The organism is Bradyrhizobium sp. NBAIM08, from assembly GCF_020193935.1.
Lineage (GTDB): Bacteria > Pseudomonadota > Alphaproteobacteria > Rhizobiales > Xanthobacteraceae > Bradyrhizobium > Bradyrhizobium yuanmingense.
The window spans coordinates 1-394 of the sequence record NZ_JADYVR010001124.1; the positions used below are offsets into that span (position 1 = coordinate 1).

Annotated in this window: 1 protein-coding gene; it reads left to right on the forward strand. The window is 44.4% G+C overall.

What is annotated here, in order from left to right; genetic code table 11:
- Positions 1-394, forward strand: a 394-nt coding sequence (locus tag I6F37_RS43775; protein ID WP_225154951.1) for a hypothetical protein, incomplete at both ends; no start/stop codon positions are given.

A 394-nucleotide genomic window follows, 5' to 3' on the forward strand; every position in this document is an offset into this window, starting at 1 on the left:
TCGTCTTTGCAATACAGCGATGGCACGCAGTGGGAGTTTACGTATCGCCGGAGCAGGCATAACATCCTTTCCCGGATCCGGGACAAAAATGGACGGACCCTGCATATTGAGTTGCACGAGAATAAAAAAAATGCCGGTAAAATTTATTATCAGTACAAAGAAGAAATGGACCTGCTGGTAAAATACGATTACGATGACCGCAGTAACCTTACGCATGTGTACGATCGTAACGGTAAAGCCATTCAGTTTGTGTATGACGGTAAAAACCAGGTCGAAAAAAGAATGAACCGGAATGGAATGGAATATTGGTGGGTGTATGACAGGCAAGGAAGAGTGACTGAAACTTCTGGCGCTAATGGTTTTCAGCATGGACAAATGGTGTACCATCCTGAAG